Here is a 14188-nt window from a genome sequence, read left to right on the forward strand (position 1 = left end):
GCGCAATTCGCGCGTAGACGTGCGACAATCGCGCGTATGCGAGCGACTGGCGCTCGGAATTAGGGTTTCCGCTATGGATAAAGAACCATTGAGCCGTCGGGACTGGATTGCCGGGCTGGAGAAGGGCCTGGCCATCCTGGAGGCATTCGACAACGACCACCCGCGCCTGACACCCACGCAGGCGGCCCAGCTCACCGGCCTCACGCGCACCGCCGCGCGACGCTACCTGCTGACCCTGGAGCATCTGGGCTACACCACCAGCGATGGCACCTTGTTCAGCCTCACCCCGCGCGTGCTCAAGGTCGGGTGGTCGTACTTCGACTCCGCGCGCCTGCCGCGCACCGTGCAGCCCTTCCTGCAGCAGATCACCGCCGCCGTTGGCGAGCCGGCTTACCTGAGCGTACTGGACGACTGGGAACTGGTGTTTATCTGCCGCACCGGCACCAGCCGGGTGATGAACACAGGCTTCGTGCTAGGCGCGCGCGTGCCCGCGCCGCTGGCGTCGTCCGGCGTGATGATGCTGGCGTCCGAGCCGGAGGATAAGGTCAAGGCCTGGCTGGAAGGCTGCGTGCTGACGCCCTACACGCCGTACACGATCATGCAGCAGGATCGCTTGATGGCGGAAATCCGCCGTGCCGGCGCTCAAGGTTATGCCTTGGTCGAGCAGCAGTTGCAGATCGGCGTGCGGGGGGTGGCGGTGCCGCTGCGGGATCGCCATGGGAAGGTGATCGCAGCGCTCAGCGTGAATATGCAGATCGGGGACGAGAGCGCGGAGCAGGCGCTGGAGCGGGTGCTGCGGGTGCTGCAGGATACGGCGATCTCGATCATGCGGGTGTTGTGAGACGCGCCGCGCCCGGCAAGCCTGTCAGGGGAGCGCGTGAAATGCGCCAAGCAAAAAGAGCAACGCGCTCAGCGTGAAGAAGGAAGCGATGGTTGTGATCAGCAAGGTCACAGCGCTGAAATCCTCCTGCCCGTAGGCCTGGCCCAGGGTAGCGTAGATACCCATCATCGGCATCGCCGCCATCAGCACGGCCGCTGCGCTAAGCGAGCGGTCGATCTCGGGCAACCCGAGCATCGGCAGCATCGTGGCCGCCAGGAAAACGCACAACGGATGCAGCGCCAGCTTGCCCACGACAATCGGCGCGATCCGCGAGCCGAGCCCGCCCATGGGTAGTCCGACCAGCGTTCCGCCGATGACAAACAGCGAGAGCGCGCTGCAGGCGGTTGCCAGCGTATCGACGGTACGCGTGACCGGCGCGGGCAATGTCAGGCCAAGCACCGACACGGCCAGCCCCGCGAGCAAGCCAAGGATCAGCGGATTGCGGATCAGCCGGGCCAGCGCTTTGCCCAACGCTTGCCACCGGCCGGCGCCACCCGGCTTGCGCTCCGCCATGAAGAGCAGGATGGGAATCACCAGCAGGTTTTCCACCATCATGTTGAGCGCGAGCGAAACGCCCGCCACCGGCGCCAGCGTCAGCAGGAGGATGGGGTAGCCGATGAACCCACTGTTCGAACATGACATGCCCATCGCATAGAACGCGCTGGTGGCCGGATTCAGCCGGCTGACGCGCCGGCACCAGGCATAGCCCAGGCCGATCACCGCCCACGATCCGATGCTATAGGCGAGCAGGTAGCTGACATTGAGAATCTCGCCAACCTGGCGTTGCGACAGCGCGCGGAATAGCAGCGCCGGCAATGCCAGGTTGATCACGAACTTCCCGAACACGCGCATGTCGGCCTTGGCAAACAGCCCGGCGCGGGTCGTCGTGAATCCGATCAGGATGAGGATGTAGATCGGCGCGATGATCGCCAGGATATCGAGCATGCGAGTCTTGTCGGTATTCTTGTTGGTTTATGTTTGTCAGCTTGTGTCCGGCTACGCGCCTCAGAATTTATGGCGCAGGCCGGCCATGAAGCCCAGCCGGGTCGTGTTGCCGAACATGTTGCCGCTGTTGTTGAAGTTCGGCGAGCTGTTCAGCGGGATCCAGGCGCCGCTCAGGTGGGTGTAATCCACTGCCACGTAGACGTCGGTGCGCTTGCTGAAGTTGTAGTCCAGCATGCCCGCGGTGGTCATGCGCTTGCCGCTCGCGCCGGCATGCTTGAGCCAGTCGTACTGGAACGTGCCGATAAAGCTGAAGGCCTCGGTGATATTCACGCGCGTGCCGATATAGCCTACGTTGTTGCGATAGTCGGCCACATCCAGGCGGTTGTTGGTATAGCCCAGGTAATACTGCGCGCGCGAAGCCTTCCACGTACCCCCCAGGCCCCACACGGTTTGCTTGCTGGCCTGCGCGGCCGGCACGGCGCCGAAGAAGGCGGAGGAGACATCGTGCGTGACCTGGTAGACGGCGCCCACTTCGATGGGGCCGCTGCTGTAGACCAGCGAGCCTGCCGTCGCGTTGCTGGCCTTGATGCTGCCCGGCACCTCGCCGAAGGTATAGGCCGCCGCGGCCTGCAAACCGCCGAAGGACTTGATGTACTTGATGGTGTTGTCGTAGCGCAAGCCGGTGTAGTTGCCGCCCTGGTAGCCGACGATGGAGTTGTTGGCGAATGCCATGGCCTCGTAGGAGGACAGGATTTCGTGGGCGAGCGTATATTGCCGGCCCAGCGCAAGCTTGCCGAAATCGCCGTCCAGGCCGATCACCGCGGTGCGCCCGAACAGGCGGCCGCCTTGCTGGCTGCTGCCGGTATCCGGGCTGAAACCTGATTCGAGGATGTAGAAGGCCTTCAGGTTGTTGCCGAGATCTTCGGTGCCGCGCAGGCCCCAGCGGCTGCCGGTGAGTTCGCCATCGGTCATTTCCCACTTGCTGTTGCCGGCGGCGTTCGCGTGGGTGGAGTAGCGGATAGTGGTGTCGACGAGACCATACAGGGTGACGCCGGATTGCTGCGCGAATGCGGGCAGGGCGGCGCTCCCCAGAACGAGCAGGGCGGCGGCTTTCTTGTTCATGTCGATACTCCTCCAGATATTTTTCATGTGGATATCAATATTGATATTGATTTCTTTAAAACGTGGGCTTGGTAATTCGATTTAATTAAATTTCATTCGATGGCGCGTTTGTGTTTCAGCGCTTTCGGAAAAACGGGTCCCCTTGGGTGCCTGCGATCGCACCGGCATCAGGTGAAAGGAGCGTGACAGGGCCGTGATATCGGCGATATCGCCGATATCGCCAACAAGTGCAACTCGGTGACGGCGGCGGAGGTAGGGCCTGGCTTCAGAGCGCGCTGGTCCGGGGCGGACCGGCGCGCTTTGCTCTCAAGCAGGGCCGTGGTGCCCTCAGGCGGCTGCCCGGGCCACCTTCGTCTCGCCCATGGCCTCGGCGCGCAGCCGGTCGTAGTCCTGCTTGTCCATGGGAGCGGCGTTGGGCTCGCCGAGCTCGCTCATGGGGATGCGGTGGGTTTCCCGGGCACTCAGGGCCGCCAGGGCCGCAACGATCGTCACGGCGAGGGTAATCGCGCCGATCGTCATCGGGATATTGGCCGATCCCGGAGGCGCTACGGTGGCGAACAGCGCGGGAAGCAAGGCGGTGACGGCGGTGCCGATATTCTGCGCGATGGCCATGGCCGACACGCGCGAGCGTGTCGGGAACAACTCGGGGAAGAAGCTCGGGAAAATCGCGTTGTAGCCCTGGTAGACGATGCCCCACATCAGCAGCGATGCCACGATGGCAAGCGGCACGTTATGGATGCTGATGGCATAGAGATAGAGAAAGGAAAGCAACCCGGAGCTAAGCGCGCCAATGACGATCGGCGGCTTGCGGCCGATCTTGTCGGACAGGTTGCCGACAATCGGAATGACCAGCACCGCGAGAATATTGCCTGCCACCGGAATCCACAGGTAAAGGCTCTTGTCGAAGCCGATGCCGTACGCCGGCTGCACCGCATAGGCCGCGCCGAAGATCGTGGCCACCACCGGGATCACGTTCATCAGGGCCATGCACACCACGCGGATCATGTCGCGCCAGCTGAACTTGAAGGCTTCAATGATGGGCGAACGCACCACTTCGCCAGCCTTGGCTTCCTTGGCAAACGCCGGCGTCTCGGAGACTTCACGGCGGATGATGAAGCCCGCCACCAGCACGACGGCGCTCAGCAGGAAGGGAATGCGCCAGCCCCAGGCATTGAACGCGTCCGAGGGCATGTAGTAGGCAAGCGGCAGGAAGACTGCGGCGGCCAGGATCTGGCCGGCCTGCACGCCCTGGAGCGTGAAGCTGGCGTAGTAGCCGCGGCGCCCGAACGGCGCGTGCTCCAGGATCATCGAGCTGGCGCCGGAGATTTCACCGGCGACCGCGAAGCCCTGGATCAGGCGAAGGATGACCAGGAGCACCGGGGCGAGCATGCCAACCTGGCTGTAGGTCGGCAGCAGGCCGACTGCCACGGTCGAGAAGCCCATCAGGAACATGCACAGCACCAGCACGTTCTTGCGCCCGTGGGTGTCGCCCCAGTGGCCCAGGAAGAGGGCGCCGATGGGCCGGGCGATATAGCCGACACCGTAGGTTGCCAGCGAAGCAACGATGGCGACCTTGGGGTTGCCCGAGGGGAAGAAAATCTGGGGGAAGATCAGCGACGCCGCGGTCGCATAGATGAAGAAATCGTAGTACTCGAGTGCCGAGCCGATCCAGCCGCTCGCGGTTGCTTTCTTGGTTTGGCGCTTGCCGTGCAGGTCACGGTCATTGAGGGTAGTAGCCAATTTCGTCTCCAATCATTGTTGGCTGGAAATTAAGCGATCCCTTGATCATGGACAAGGCGAATTCTCACAATTTGCGCGCTATTCGCGCAGACTGCGCGATATGCGCCCAAAAGCCGGGTTTCTACCAGCGGGGTGGCCCCCCAAGCCGTTGCAAAGAGAGGTCGGATCCCACGTCCGTCTCAGGAGCGTGGCAGCCTCGCTGGGGTTGTCTGCTCATCCGAAAAGTGATTTTTGTAGCATATGGCGCCCGTTGGTGTCAGATCACGCCCTTTCCAACGTGCGGCACGCTACTCTGCTTCGGCCCCCAGGGTGGTTGCCAGCGCGTGTGGTCCTTGCGTCAGCTGCGCTTTGAGGAAATCGATGCAAGCCCGCATCTTGGCGGAGCCTGAAGCGCGTGCCGTGGTCACCGCCCATACGTCGGCCGGCTGGTGGTACGCGGGCAGCACGCGCACCAGTGCGCCGCTGCGGATGCTGTTGGCCACGTCCCATATCGAAGCCATGATGATGCCGTAGCCTTCGTGTGCYCACTGGCGCACGATATCGCTGTGGTTRGAGRCCATGGGCCCGGTGATCTTGACGGTTTCCATGCCGCTGGGCCCGGTCATGCGCCATACCCCGAAGCGCTGGTCGCGGTCCCGAAAGGGCAGGCAGTCGTGCTGCGCCAGTTCCGCCAGGGTCCGCGGCTGGCCGTGCCGGGCCAGGTACGAGGGCGCGGCGCACAGGATGCGGCTGCCCGAGGCGATCTTGTGGGCAATCAGATGAGGTTCCTGGACTTCGCCCACGCGGATGTCGAGGTCGAAGTTCTCGGCGATCAGGTCGACGCGGCGGTCCAGCAGTTCCAGCCAGACTTCGAGCGCGGGATGGCGCTGGCGCAGCAGGGACAGCGCCGGGCAGAGGTGGTCGCGCCCGAGCCGCAAGCTGGTGCTGATGCGTAGCAGGCCCCGTGGCTCTGCGCTTGCGCCGCCAACCGCTTCCAGCATGCTCTCGACGTCGTCCAGGATCTTCTGCGCCCACAGGAAGGCCGCTTCACCGTCGGCGGTCACGCTGACACGGCGCGTGGTGCGGTGGAACAATTTGACGCCGAGCATGGCCTCGAGGGTGGCGATGCGCTTGCTCACATGCGCGGCGGACAGGCCCATCTCGTTGGCGCCGGCGATAAAGCTGGCGCGCCGGGCCACGGTGCAGAACAGGCGTAGATCCCGGAGGAAGGGATCATTGTTCGCTGATGGGACATTGTGAGTTTCCATGACGCCTGATTATCATATCGACGCATAACAGTACGCTGTGCCGATGGCGCCTGTCCAGGCGGCCGGATGCGGGGCTCACCCCACGCTCATCCCTCACCAGCACAGCAAATGACAAAGCTCAGAATCGGAATTGCCGGCGCCGGCCTGATTGGCCGCCGCCATATGGAACTGGTGCAGGCCAGCCCGGCCTGCGAGCTGGCCGGCATTGCCGACCCCGCAGCGGCCGCGGCCGAGGTGGCGCGCGCCACAGGCGTGCCCTTGTACGCTTCGCTAGATGCACTCCTTGCAGCGCAGCGGCTCGATGGCGTGATCCTCGCCACGCCAAACAAGCTGCATGTGGCAGAGGCGCTGGCCTGCTTGCGTGCGGGCGTTCCGGCGCTGATTGAAAAGCCCGTGGCGCACAGCCTGGAGGAGGGCATGCGCCTGTGCCGGGCAGCCGAGGCGGCCAATGCAAAGCTGCTGGTCGGCCATCACCGCGCGCACAGCCCGCTGCTGGCCCGTGCACGCGAGATCGTGCAGGAAGGCGTGCTGGGCACGCCCGTGGCGGTGGTTGGCTCGGCGATGTTCTGCAAGCCCGATGACTACTTCGCGGCGGCGCCGTGGCGCCGCCAGCCTGGCGGCGGGCCGATCCTGATCAACATGATTCACGAGATCGGCAACCTGCGGGCCTTGTGCGGCGAGATCGTGGCGGTGCAGGCGATGGCGTCGAACGCCGCGCGGCAATTTCCGGTCGAGGACACGGTGGCGATCAACCTGCGCTTTGCCAACGGCGCGCTCGGCACGTTCATGCTGTCCGATAGCGCGGCTTCGGCGCGCAGTTGGGAGCAGACTTCGCGGGAGAATGCGGACTATGCCAGCTATCCGGACGAGGATTGCTATGTGGTCGCCGGCACGCGCGGCTCGCTCGCGGTGCCGACCATGCGGCTCAAGATCTATGCGCAAGACCAGGACCGCTCGTGGTTCAAGCCCTTCCAGGCCAGCGTGGTCGAGCTCATGCGCGAGGATCCGCTCGCGCGCCAGCTTGCGCATTTCTGCGACGTGATCCGCGGCGCTGCCGTGCCGCTTGTCACTGTGCATGACGGGCTGCAGAATCTGCGCGTGACCGAAGCCATCGCCGAAGCTGCGCGCAGCGGGCGCATTGTCGAGACGGTGGACGCCTGAGCCGGGCGTCTTCAAGCTGGCGGCAATCAACCAGACCCATCAGAGGAAACCAGAGGAAACACCATGAAATCCGTACTCGTCCTGAACGGGCCCAACCTGAACCTGCTGGGCACGCGCGAGCCGCAGATCTACGGCTCGACCACGCTAGCCGATGTCGAGGCCAGCCTGCGCCAGCAGGCCGGCCAGCTGGGTTTATCCTTGGCCTGCTTCCAGAGCAACCATGAGGGCGCCATCGTCGATCGCATCCACGCGGCGCGCACCGAGGGTGTCAGCTTTATCCTGATCAATCCAGGCGCCTTCACCCACACCAGCGTGGCGATCCGCGACGCGTTTGCCGGCGTCGCGATCCCCTTCGTCGAGGTACATATCTCGAACGTCCACAAGCGCGAGGCGTTCCGCCACCACTCCTACCTGTCGGATATCGCGGAGGCGGTGATGGCGGGGTTCGGCACCCAGGGGTACGGGCTGGCGCTGCAGTTCATCGCAGCGAAACTGGCGGGCACGCCGGCCTGACAAATCCAATGCGCGAGCCGAAGCCGCCGAACAGGCCAAAGCCATACGCTTTGACGACGGCTGTCTGCTCCCTCTCCCCCGGTTGCTCTCCCGCAAGCGGGAGAGGGGAGCCAACCAGCGGCAAGATCAACCGTTCAACTGATCAGCCCATTGTGGTAGCCGTGTGAAGCGCCCAAAGGGCGGGCCACACCCCAACGCGATGCGAAGCGAGCCGTCAAGGTTTACCTAGGCCGTATGGGGCGGAAAAGAGGGACCCATGTCTGAGTATCGCCTTAAGGCGATGCGAGTTTGGGTTCCGGCCGCTCTTTTCGCCGAATCCCGAGGGGGTAGTCGCCCCATCCGGCGCGCCTTTTTTGCCTACTTTTTTGGCAAGACAAAAAAGTAGGTCGCCGCCCCGCAGGGGTGGTGAAACTGCTTTTGACTTTAAGCAGTTAAGCCGTTGAATTTCCAGTGAAAACCGCGCGAATGGCAAACATTCGGATGGCAAACACTCAATAGGCGATCCTGGCGACGGCGCGCAGCTCCTCGGGCGTGGCCGTGCCAAAACCAAAGAATTCAAGATAGGCGGGAATCATCTCGAACAACATGTCGGTGCCCACCTGGACCTGGCAGCCGCGCTCCAGCGCCGCGCGCAGCAAAGGCGTGTACTCCGTCTTCATCACGACCTCGCCCACCCAGGCTTGCGGGTCGATGCGGCTGACGTCGAAGGGCAGGGGATCGGCCTCGTTCATGCCCAGCGGCGTGGCGTTGACCACCAGCTGGTAGCCGGCAGGATCGTTCGAGCCCGTGCCGAGCTGCAATTGCGGGTAGTGCGCCTGCAGCCGCGCGGCCAGTGCCTGCGCCGAGGCGTCGCGCGCATCGAACAGGCCTAACCGCGCCACGCCGGCGCCGGCCAGCGACGCGGCAATGGCCGAACCCACGCCGCCGCAGCCGGACACCAGCACGCTGGCCCCCTGCAGCTGGCAGCCTTTGCGCTGGATGCCGCGCACGAAGCCTGCGCCATCGAACTGATCGCCGAGCAAGGTGCCGTCGTCGCGCAGCAGTACTGCGTTGCAGGCGCCCGCGATGCGGGCCGTCGGGGTGAGCGCGTCCACCAGTTCCATGGTGGACACCTTGTGCGGCATGGTGATGAGCGCGCCGCGCAGGTTGGTCAGCCGGAATAGCGTGCGCAAGCCATCGGCGAAGTGCTCGGCTTTCAGGCCCATGGGCACCACGACGGCATTGATGCCGCGCTGCGCGAACCAGGGGTTGTAGATCATCGGMGCCTTGAAGGACTCGGTGGGGTAGCCGATGTGCGCGATGAGGGTGGTCTTGCCGTCGATCATGGTGGTGTCCGTGTTGCCAGTTGCCAGTTGCCAGTTGCCTGTTGCAGTTTGTTCCGCAAGGCGGAAGCGAGGTGGGTAGCACAAGCTTAAGGGGTGAAATGAGGCGAACCAAGAGGTGTAATGCGCACTATGCGCGATAGACGGACGTATGTGCGCGCTTATGGGGCGAAATTCGGGTTTGCCCCCGGTGGATGAGACCATATTGCGGGGATGGCATCGAAATTAAGGGTTTACCCTTTATTTGTGCGTTCATCGCACGCCGGCGCACGCATAGCGCGACAGGCGGGGGCGCTCCCATTGTTGGCGCGCGGGGCGCCCGCTACGCTTCGGCTGCCGCTAGCCGAACCCGGCACGGCGCCACGGCGGGGCACGGCGCCYGGGCTAGAGCGAAGCCATGGCCCTTGCTATGATGGCTAACACCCGCAGCCACCACGGACCACATAAAAAGGAGCAGACATGAGCCGACCGGCAGACGTTTTTTCGCCGCGCGCCGACGATTTCCAGCCTTGGGAGAATCCGCTGGGCATCATGGGTTATGAGTTCGTCGAATTTGCGTCCCCCGATCCCGCGGCGCTTGGGCGTACCTTCGAGCGTTTCGGCTTTCATGCCATTGCCCAGCACCGGCACAAGAACGTGAAGCTGTTCCGCCAGGGTGAGATGAATTTCATCGTTGACGCGGAGCCGGATTCCTTCGCCACCCGCTATGCCTCCGAATATGGCCTCTCGATCTGCGCGGTCGGCATCCGCGTGAACGATGCCGCCACGGCATTCGCGCGCGCGGTCGATGCCGGTGCATGGCCGTTCGAGGCCGGCACGGTCGGGCCGATGGAGCTGAATATCCCGGCTATCCAGGGCATCGGCCGCTCCATCATCTACTTTATCGACCGCTGGCGCGGCAAGGAGGGGCGGCCCGGCGACGTGGGCGACATCTCCATCTACGACGTGGATTTCCGCGCGCTGGCGCATGCCGCCACGGCTACTGCCACTGCCACTGCCACTGCCACTGCCACTGCCACTACTTCCGCCACTACCGCTGACGCCGGCCTGGCCCGCGTCGATCACGTGACGCAGGCGGTCGACCCCGGGCACCTGGAAGAGTGGCTCGATTTCTATCGCAAGGTGCTGGGCTTTCGCGAGATCCATGAGGTCAATGCCGGGTGGCATGTCGCGAGCGATTCCCGCGTGCTGCTCTCACCCTGCGGCCTGATCCGCATCCCGATCTACGAGAAAGGCACGCAGCGCCACGACCAGATGGAGCACTACCTGTCGGGGCATCACGGCGAAGGCATCCAGCACATTGCGCTGGCGACCGACGACCTGGTGGCCAGCGCCGCCGCCCTGGCGCGCAATGGCGTGCGCTTTGTCGAGCCGCCCGCGGCCTACTACGACACTGTCGACACGCGCGTGCCGGGCCACGGGCTGGATCTGGCGGCCTTGCGGCGCTACGGCATCCTGGTGGACGGCGCGTTGCGCGCCGACGGCACGCGCGAGACCTTCCTGCAAGCCTTTGCCCGCCGCGAGGCCGGCGAATTCTTCTTCGAAATCGTCCAGCGCGACAACTACCATGGCTTCGGCGAGGGCAACCTGCCCGCGCTGGAGGCCTCCATGGGCTCCGCCTCTACACCCGGCGCCCCGGCTTGAGGGCGCGGATTGCAGCCGGCCCGCCTTGACGGCGCGGGCCGGCTCGCGGATAGTGCGGTGCGCGGCATCCGCGTGGCCATTTCCCATGGTTCCCACGGTTCCCGCGGTGCCTGCGGTTCGTGATTCTCGCTTTGCCTCCCTATTCCTGGCCGTGCAGCTGCGGCCCTTGCGCCCGCCGTCAACATGACCTTTTGCTCGCTTCGTGCCTCTTCCGCGGATTCCCGACGTATTGCCAGGCGGATGCTGGCGCCGGCCCTGGCGCTTTGCCTCGGCTTGTCTGCCTGCTCGCGGCATGAGACCCCGCCCGCGGCGGCTGGCGCTTCGTCCGCGCAGGCCGCGCCGGCCTYCGCCGCCGTGGCGCAGGCCGACACCCTCAAGCGCGAGGCGTTGATCCTGCTGGCCTTTCCCGCCTGGCGCGACGACGACAAAGGCCGCGTGGTGCGTGCCGCGTTGCCGGACCCGGACTACAAGGGCACGGGCGAGGCGCCGCTGGTGGAGGGCACCATCGATATCAAGCCGATCCAGGTGATCCGGCTGGACGACACCCATGCGGTGATGCTGACCGAGGGCATGGTGGTGGAGGAAGGCGGCACGCGCAACAATAGCCACGCGGCGGGTGCCTGGCTGGGCGCGTACTTCTTTACGCGCGATGCCACGGCCAGTGGCGAAAGCCATGGCGGCTGGCGGCTCAGCCGGCGTGTCGACGGCTACGACTTCTCAGGCGGGCAAGGCTCGCTCGGCGAGTCGTCGGTCGCAAAGATATCGGCCACGGACTTTGCGCTCATCCTGACCTGGGGCAGTTGCTGGCAAGGCTATTGCGGCAGCTGGGCGTCGTTCTATCGCCTGGCGCCGGGGCAGATCTCCACCCTGCTGGGCGGCGTGGCCATGAGCGCGGAGAATTCCGGCGCGCATGAGCCATGCGACGAGGCGCTGTCAGGCAAGTCCGACGTGCTCGCGGAACGCGGCACGGATAGCCAGGACGCCGGCGAGCAGGTCTGCTATTCGGTAGAGGGCAAACCGGCATTTGCCCTTGGCGCGGACACGCCGGGTGACCTGACCGTGACGTTCCAGGGCCAGGAGGTCAAAGTACCGGGAGGCGCGGCCAAGCCGCGGCGCAAATCGCTGGATGCGGTGGTGCGCTATCGCTTCCAGGACGGCAAGTACCTGGTCAGCCAGGGCGAGAACCCGGTGCCTTCGTTCTAGTTCCACTTCCTCCACTTCCTCCACTTCCTCCACTTCCAGGGCCGCTGCGGCAACGGGCTGGCTCCGGAGTGCTTGTCCAACGCACGAGAGAGACGAGAGACGCGCAGCCATGACCGACATCCACCACGCCGCCGCCCAGGGCTTTTCCAGCCAGGCCGATACCTACGCCCGCGGGCGCCCCGACTATCCGAGCGCGCTGGGCGCCTGGCTGACGACGGAGCTCGGCCTGCAGCCCGGCAAGACGGTGCTGGACCTGGGCGCCGGCACCGGCAAGTTCAGCCGCCTGCTGCTGGCCACCGGCGCCAGCGTGATCGCGGTGGAACCCGTGGCGGCCATGCGCGCCCAGCTAAGCGCCGCCGTGCCCGCCGTGCAGGCGCTGGCGGGCACGGCCGAGGCCATCCCGCTGCCCGGCGCCAGCGTCGACGCGGTGGTCTGCGCGCAGGCGTTCCACTGGTTTGCCAACGCCGCGGCCATGGCCGAGATCGCCCGTGTGCTGCGCCCGGGCGGCAAGCTCGGCCTGGTGTGGAACGTGCGCGATGAATCGGTCGACTGGGTGGCGCAGCTGACCGCCATCATGACTCCGTTCGAGGGCGACGCGCCGCGCTTCTACAAGGGCGACTGGAAGAAGGTGTTCCCGGMCAGCGGCTTCGGCGAGCTGGGGCTGGCCAGCCTGCCTTACGAGCACGTTGGCCCCGCGCAGCAGGTGATCGTGGACCGGGTGATGTCGGTCAGCTTCATTGCCTCGCTGCCGGCCGTGGAGCAGGATACGGTGCGCGCCCGGCTGCTGGCTGTGATCGACGGCAGCCCGGCGCTGGCCGGCAAGGCCAGCGTGGCGTTTCCCTACCGGACCGAGGCGTATAGCTGCCAGCGGCTGGCCTAACGGACGGGCCCGCAGCGGACCCGCAGCGGCGGCGCGCTACGGCGCGCCCGCCGGGCCCGGTGCGTTCGCGCTGTAGTCGACCGGCGCGTCCGAGGGGCGGGGCGTGTCGCCGGCGCGCTCGATCCAGCCGCCGCCGAGGAACTGGTAGAGATCGACCAGGTTGCTCAGCCGTTGCAGCCGGGCGTTGATCAGCAGCAATTGCGCGTTGTAGAGGTCGTTCTGCGCGGTCAGCACGCTCAGGTAGCTGTCCACCCCGTTGCGAAAGCGCAGGTCCGACAGCACCAGCCGCCGCTCTTGCGAGCCGGTGAAGCGCTCAAGCGCCTTGATCTGGTTGTCATAGGTGCCGCGCGCCGCCAGGCCATCGGACACCTCCCGAAAGGCAGTCTGGATGGCCTTCTCGTAGGTGGAGATCTCAATGCGTTTCTGCACCTGCGCCAGGTCCAGCGCGGCAATGTTCTGGCCGCCCTGGAAGATCGGCAGGGTGATCTGCGGCGCGAACGACCAGGCACCTGAGCCCGGCTTGAACAAGCCGCCCAGCGTGGGCGACAGCGTGCCCGCGCTGCCGGTGAGCGTCACCCGCGGGAAAAACGCCGCGCGCGCCGCGCCGATGTTGGCGTTGGCTGCCCGCAGCGATTGCTCTGCGGCGGCGATGTCCGGGCGCCGGGTCAGCAGGTCGGACGGCAGGCCCGCCGGGATGTCGGCCAGCAAGGCCTGGCTGTTGAGCGGCAGGCCAGGCGGCAGGTTATCCGGCAGTGGCTCGCCCACCAGCAGCACCAGCGCATTCTCGGACTGCGCGCGTAACCGACTTTCCGTTTCCAGGTTGGCGCGCGCCTGCTCGACCACGCCTTCGGCCTGGCGCAGGGCCAGCTCCGAGCCCGTGCCGACGTCAAACTGCAGGCTGGTGATGCGCAACGACTCCTCGGCCGTCACCAGCGTGCCGCGCGTAACGGCCAGCGCGTCGTCGTAGCTGAGCATGGTGAGGTACTGGTTCGCCACCGACGACAGCAAGGCCAGCTCCGCCGCCCTGCGGGTTTCCGCCAGCGACAGGAACTGCGCGAGGGCCTGGTCTTTCAGGCTGCGGATGCGGCCAAAGAAGTCGATTTCCCACGACGCGCTGAGGCCGACTGAATAGTCGCCGGAGATGGTCTTGCCAAGGAACGACAGGTTCTTTGGTGTGCGCGAGCGGCTCTGCGAGGCCACCGCGTTGACGGCCGGGAACAGGCCGGCGCGGCTGATCTGGTACTGCGCGCGGGCCGCCTCCATGTTCAGAACCGACACGCGCAGGTCGCGGTTGTTCTTGAGCGCAAGCGCCAGCAGGCGCCGCAGGCGCGCATCGGCAAAGAAGTCCCGCCAGCCGATCTCCGGGGCCGGCGTATTGGCGGTGGCGCTGGCGGCGTCCGGCTGGGTGTCGTAGACGCCGCCGGCCGGGAAGTTGGGGGCAACGGGGGCGGCGGGGCGCTCATAGCGCGGCTGGAGCGTGCAGCCGGCGGCCATGACGGCGGTGGTGGCGATCAGTGCGAGTCTGGGCATC

The 14188-nt window shown here is 65.7% G+C and carries 12 protein-coding genes; 6 read left to right on the forward strand and 6 right to left on the reverse strand.

What is annotated here, in order from left to right; genetic code table 11:
- Positions 1 to 73 precede the first annotated feature (73 nt).
- On the forward strand, positions 74 to 841 hold the full coding sequence (locus AC1DS3_RS01450) for an IclR family transcriptional regulator domain-containing protein (RefSeq protein ID WP_441638187.1): 768 nt from the start codon (positions 74 to 76) through the stop codon (positions 839 to 841).
- Positions 842 to 865: 24 nt separating this feature from the next.
- Here the strand turns inward: AC1DS3_RS01450 and AC1DS3_RS01455 are convergent, their stop codons facing one another.
- From AC1DS3_RS01455 to AC1DS3_RS01470, 4 genes are all read right to left on the reverse strand, one after another.
- Positions 866 to 1825, reverse strand: a complete 960-nt coding sequence (locus tag AC1DS3_RS01455; RefSeq protein ID WP_441638189.1) for an AEC family transporter — start codon at positions 1823 to 1825, stop codon at positions 866 to 868.
- A gap of 60 nt (positions 1826 to 1885) precedes the next feature.
- On the reverse strand, positions 1886 to 2947 hold the full coding sequence (locus AC1DS3_RS01460; protein WP_441638191.1) for a porin: 1062 nt from the start codon (positions 2945 to 2947) through the stop codon (positions 1886 to 1888).
- 327 nt (positions 2948 to 3274) lie between these two features.
- Positions 3275 to 4687: an MFS transporter gene (locus tag AC1DS3_RS01465; RefSeq protein ID WP_441638193.1), complete on the reverse strand. Its 1413-nt coding sequence runs from the start codon at positions 4685 to 4687 to the stop codon at positions 3275 to 3277.
- A 287-nt stretch (positions 4688 to 4974) separates the two neighbouring features.
- Positions 4975 to 5934 (reverse strand): LysR family transcriptional regulator, encoded by a 960-nt coding sequence (locus tag AC1DS3_RS01470; protein WP_477126568.1) that lies wholly within the window; start codon positions 5932 to 5934, stop codon positions 4975 to 4977.
- Positions 5935 to 6042: 108 nt separating this feature from the next.
- Between AC1DS3_RS01470 and AC1DS3_RS01475 the strand changes: the two genes are divergently transcribed.
- Both AC1DS3_RS01475 and aroQ read left to right on the forward strand, forming a co-directional pair.
- The gene (locus AC1DS3_RS01475) at positions 6043 to 7095 is read left to right on the forward strand and encodes a Gfo/Idh/MocA family protein (protein ID WP_441638197.1); all 1053 of its coding nucleotides are present in this window, start codon (positions 6043 to 6045) and stop codon (positions 7093 to 7095) included.
- A gap of 63 nt (positions 7096 to 7158) precedes the next feature.
- Complete coding sequence (gene aroQ / locus AC1DS3_RS01480) at positions 7159 to 7608, forward strand: type II 3-dehydroquinate dehydratase (protein ID WP_150987230.1); 450 nt, start codon at positions 7159 to 7161, stop codon at positions 7606 to 7608.
- Positions 7609 to 8099: 491 nt separating this feature from the next.
- Here the strand turns inward: aroQ and AC1DS3_RS01485 are convergent, their stop codons facing one another.
- Positions 8100 to 8933, reverse strand: a complete 834-nt coding sequence (locus AC1DS3_RS01485; RefSeq protein ID WP_477109690.1) for a shikimate dehydrogenase family protein — start codon at positions 8931 to 8933, stop codon at positions 8100 to 8102.
- Between the two features lie 456 nt (positions 8934 to 9389).
- Between AC1DS3_RS01485 and AC1DS3_RS01490 the strand changes: the two genes are divergently transcribed.
- The 3 genes from AC1DS3_RS01490 to AC1DS3_RS01500 all read left to right on the forward strand — a co-directional run bounded on the left by AC1DS3_RS01490 (position 9390) and on the right by AC1DS3_RS01500 (position 12657).
- Entirely contained in the window at positions 9390 to 10574 is a 1185-nt protein-coding gene (locus AC1DS3_RS01490; protein WP_477126569.1) for a 4-hydroxyphenylpyruvate dioxygenase family protein, read from the forward strand.
- 240 nt (positions 10575 to 10814) lie between these two features.
- A complete protein-coding gene (locus tag AC1DS3_RS01495; protein ID WP_477126570.1) occupies positions 10815 to 11777 on the forward strand; it encodes a hypothetical protein in 963 nt (320 codons plus the stop codon).
- A gap of 109 nt (positions 11778 to 11886) precedes the next feature.
- On the forward strand, positions 11887 to 12657 hold the full coding sequence (locus tag AC1DS3_RS01500) for a class I SAM-dependent methyltransferase (RefSeq protein ID WP_477126571.1): 771 nt from the start codon (positions 11887 to 11889) through the stop codon (positions 12655 to 12657).
- Positions 12658 to 12693: 36 nt separating this feature from the next.
- Here the strand turns inward: AC1DS3_RS01500 and AC1DS3_RS01505 are convergent, their stop codons facing one another.
- Complete coding sequence (locus AC1DS3_RS01505; protein WP_477109691.1) at positions 12694 to 14187, reverse strand: efflux transporter outer membrane subunit; 1494 nt, start codon at positions 14185 to 14187, stop codon at positions 12694 to 12696.
- Position 14188 lies beyond the last annotated feature (1 nt).

The sequence above is a fragment of the Cupriavidus sp. 01L46 genome (assembly GCF_056399905.1).

Coding starts and splice junctions, on each gene's coding strand:
- AC1DS3_RS01450 (WP_441638187.1), top strand. CDS start 74: ATGGATAAAGAACCATTGAGCCGTCGGGACTGGATTGCCGGGCTGGAG.
- AC1DS3_RS01455 (WP_441638189.1), bottom strand. CDS start 1,825: ATGCTCGATATCCTGGCGATCATCGCGCCGATCTACATCCTCATCCTG.
- AC1DS3_RS01460 (WP_441638191.1), bottom strand. CDS start 2,947: ATGAACAAGAAAGCCGCCGCCCTGCTCGTTCTGGGGAGCGCCGCCCTG.
- AC1DS3_RS01475 (WP_441638197.1), top strand. CDS start 6,043: ATGACAAAGCTCAGAATCGGAATTGCCGGCGCCGGCCTGATTGGCCGC.
- aroQ (WP_150987230.1), top strand. CDS start 7,159: ATGAAATCCGTACTCGTCCTGAACGGGCCCAACCTGAACCTGCTGGGC.
- AC1DS3_RS01490 (WP_477126569.1), top strand. CDS start 9,390: ATGAGCCGACCGGCAGACGTTTTTTCGCCGCGCGCCGACGATTTCCAG.
- AC1DS3_RS01505 (WP_477109691.1), bottom strand. CDS start 14,187: ATGCCCAGACTCGCACTGATCGCCACCACCGCCGTCATGGCCGCCGGC.